Source organism: Teichococcus wenyumeiae (assembly GCF_003696345.1).
Classification (GTDB): domain Bacteria; phylum Pseudomonadota; class Alphaproteobacteria; order Acetobacterales; family Acetobacteraceae; genus Pseudoroseomonas; species Pseudoroseomonas wenyumeiae.
The window spans coordinates 1-3,546 of the sequence record NZ_RFLX01000108.1 but is presented as its reverse complement, the minus strand read 5'-3'; the positions used below and the strand labels follow the sequence as shown (position 1 = coordinate 3,546).

The following is a 3,546-nucleotide window of genomic DNA, read 5'->3' as shown; positions in this document are numbered from 1 at the left end:
GGCGGATGCTCTCGTGGCTGACCACCACACCCCGTTCGGCGAGGATCAGCTCAATGTCGCGCAGGCTCAGGCTGAACACATGGTAGAGCCAAGTGGCATGGTGGATGACCTCGGCCGGAAAGCGGGAGTCAGGATAAGTGGTGGGTTCGGACGGCATCCCGCCAGCCTGGCCCGGCCGCTTCATTCCGGCCAGGCCCAAACTACGTGACAATCCCATCATGCCGGTTCTGCAAAGCCGCCGATGACGTTCTACCTCATCGTGGCTGCCCAGCGTGTGCAACAGGGCCCGATCGCCCACCAGTTCTGTTCGAGGAGAGCATTCCTTGCTGCATCCCTGTCCAGACGTAGGTCGGGCGAGGCTTCGGGCACCGAGGTGGCAGGCGTGTTGTTCTGCCCCGGTATGCGCGCACTAATTGACCTGTCCATGATGAGAAACCCCGTCCGACTCTGCCCTACTGTCCGCTAGTCACGAGCGGCGCCCGACGCCCCCGCACCATCCTGCTGCCCCCCCCCGTTCGTCCCCTGAGATCCTTGCTGTGCCGGGCTCACATTGTGCTGGCCGATGCCGGCCTGCGCTTGCTGGCTTCCCTGGACCTGAATGCGGCGAACCTGCTCCTGGGGCTGGCCCTTGGGCAGGGTCACGGTGAGCACACCATTCTCGAACCTGGCCTGCACCTGGTCGGGGTTGATCGAGAAAGGCAGACGGAGTGAGCGCTGGAAGGTCCCGAAGTTGCGCTCTGTGAAGTGCACACCCTGCCGCTCCTCCTTGCGCTCCTGCTTCTTTTCACCCCGAATGGTCAGAACGTCCTGGTTGAGCGACACGTCGATGTCCTGCTCGGTCACACCGGGCATCTCGGCCTGAATACGGATCTCGCCGTCGGTCTCGCTTACATCCATGTGCGGGGCCAGCAACATCGAAGCCTGCCCACCGCCAGCACTTCCGGCCGGGACTCCCCCACCGCGAATGACGTCATCGAACAGCCGGTTCATCTCACGGTGCAAGTTGAGAAAGGGATCACCCCCGCCGAGGTCCATCAGAGCACCGGGGATGAAGATGGTGGGAACGCGGGCCATAGTTCGGTTTCCTTCGCTGCCAGCCCTTGGGCTGGGATTGGTGGAAAGGATTGAAAGGCAATGAAGCCGCGTCAGGCTGCCTCGGCAGCCCGGCTTCCCAGGCTCTGCCTGGTGGGCGTCCGCTGGCGTGGTATGGGGCACCTGCTGCGGCTCCAGGACGACGTGCTCCTGATCGCCGTCCCAGCGGGCAACCACCCGGTCGCCCTCGCGCACTTTGTCCCGAGCATCGCGCGCGCCAGTTGGGTCTCCAGTTCCGTGTGGATCTGCCGCCTCATCTCACGGGCGCCGAACTCGGGCCGGAAGCCGGTGAGCGCAAAGTTGTCGATCAGGGAGGCATCAACTACGAGGCCGATTCTCTGCTCGCGGGCGATCCGCACGACAAGCTCGAGCTGCAACTCCACGATGGACCGGATCTGCTGACGGCCAAGAGCGTGTAGGACGATGATCTCATCGACGCGGTTGATGAACTCTGGCCGGAAGTGGTCCCGCAGCACGTCCATCAGGTCGTGCTTGAGCTTTGCGTCGTCACCCTTGCCAGCCTCCTCGCGCAACTCGTGCCGGGTCAGATTAGCACCAAGGTTGCTGGTGGCGATCAGCATCAAGTTGGTGAAGTCAACCGCCCAGCCTTTGCCGTCCGTCAGGCACTCATCGTCGAAGAGCTGCAGGGGGACATTGTGGACATCCGGGTGCGCCTTCTTGATCTCGTCGTGCAAAACTACGCTGTAGGGACGACGCCGTATCCGCTCCATAAGCCTGCCGCCCTCCTCGCAGCCGACGTACCCGAGTGGAGCGCCGATCAAGTTCAGCTCACCGCTGGCGAGGGCGGGCTTAAGGGCGTTGGCTTCGTCGAGCCCACCCTCGCAACCTCCCTGCCCAGCGACCATGATCGTGTGGATCTCGCTAATGAACAGGATCAGGCGGTCCTTCTGGTCCTCAGCCTCCTTGAGGATCTGCTGGATACGTTCCTCGAACTCCCTGCGGAACCTGGATCCAGCCACCATCGAGTTGATAGAGATTTCCACCAGACGCTGGTCACGCATCGCTTCGGGCACCTCGCCAGCAATCATATGCCGCGCCAGTCCCTCAACAATTGCGGCCTTTCCCACGCCGGGCCCGCCGATGAAGACGGGATTATTCTTCTTGCGCCTCGCCAGCACCTCGATCGTGGTTTCAATTTCCTGTGCCCGCCCGAGCACCGGGTTGAGCTTGCCTTCCTGCGTCAGCTTCGTGAGATCGCGCGAGTATTTGTCGAGGTGGAGGGCGTTTGTGGGCCCATCAACGCAGCCTCCCTCAGCTCCGCGCCCCACCACCTTTACGATCTGCTGACGAAGCGCCTGGGGTGTGGCCCCGTAGCGGCGCAGCACGTCAGCCGCCATGCCTCCGCCCTCTTCAGCAAGGCCGATCAGGGGGTACTCCGGACCGTCATAGGAGTGGCCGAGATCACGCGAGGCGGCGAAGGCACGAGACAGAGCATCCTTAACCCGCAGACTGACGTCTCCATCATCAGCAAAGGCGGCACCTTTCCCATCCTGGTTCTCCTGGATCAGTTGTCGGGCCAACTCGTCAGGTGGCAGCTTGAACCGCTCAAGAACGGCGTGCACCATGTCGCTGCTGATCAACGCCATGAGCAGTTGCTCGGTGTCCACCTCACGGCGCCCCGCATCCGTCGCCTGACGTGCGGCATTCTGGAGGCTTTCTTCAGCATGGCTGCTGAGGTGCTCAGTGACAGCGCCTGACCGGCTCCGTGGGCGGCTGGTTCCAACGGCGACTTGGCGTTCTCCCCTCCCACCTTGCGCAACCTCGTCCTCGCCTTCGGGGACGCGACTGCTGCCAGGAGCACCGAAAGGGCTGCCGCCGAAGAACTCTTCGAAGAGGCTACCGCCTTGGCCGCCGAATAGGGCCCCCAGCGGGGAACTCGGCCGTCGCTGCTGACGTGCGAGGCGGCGGTAGTCGACGTCGCCGAGTTCCATGACTTCGTGCTGCCCGGTCCGGACAACCTGAGTTTGAACCGTTGCCGGTCTCACGCCGCAGATATCGCAAATGCCATTTGACATGGCGGCTACTCATATACTGTGGGTGGCGGGCAAACTGAAGAAACAGGCGTGCCTGACTCTGACTTCTATGCGCAAGCCTTAATTGTTAGAGAAGTGCAATTATCAACTAACCGTTATGTTTTCTTATCAAAAGCCAAGTCTTATGTTTAGGCTCAGGACTTGGTTCTGTCAGCGCTCGCGCCAGTGGGGTGGGTTGAGGTGGACCCTATCTGCCGGACAGATTGGCGGCTGGGATAAGCTCGGTTCTGGTTGGTGTCAGGCCGCCAGTCTCTCCATCTCGGCTGCCCCGTCTGCCTCGTCGGGAATGCACCCGGCTAGGGCAGAATGCGGCCGCTGGGCATTGTAGTAGCTGATCCAGCTGCTGAGCCCGGCTCGCAGCTCGGATCCGGTTTCGAAGGCATGCAGGTGGACGCAATCA

Annotated in this window: 3 protein-coding genes and 1 pseudogene; all 4 read right to left on the bottom strand. The window is 62.3% G+C overall.

Annotation, left to right across the window (positions count from 1 at the left end):
• Positions 1 to 157 (bottom strand): annotated as a pseudogene (locus tag EBE87_RS27890) (IS6 family transposase); the annotation flags it as partial.
• A 305-nt stretch (positions 158 to 462) separates the two neighbouring features.
• Positions 463 to 1,074: an Hsp20/alpha crystallin family protein gene (locus tag EBE87_RS27885; protein ID WP_120638661.1), complete on the bottom strand. Its 612-nt coding sequence runs from the start codon at positions 1,072 to 1,074 to the stop codon at positions 463 to 465.
• 71 nt (positions 1,075 to 1,145) lie between these two features.
• On the bottom strand, positions 1,146 to 3,128 hold the full coding sequence (locus tag EBE87_RS27880) for an AAA family ATPase (RefSeq protein ID WP_233553243.1): 1,983 nt from the start codon (positions 3,126 to 3,128) through the stop codon (positions 1,146 to 1,148).
• 255 nt (positions 3,129 to 3,383) lie between these two features.
• Positions 3,384 to 3,546: integrase core domain-containing protein (locus EBE87_RS27875; RefSeq protein WP_147426073.1), on the bottom strand; the 163-nt coding region annotated here is incomplete at its 5' end.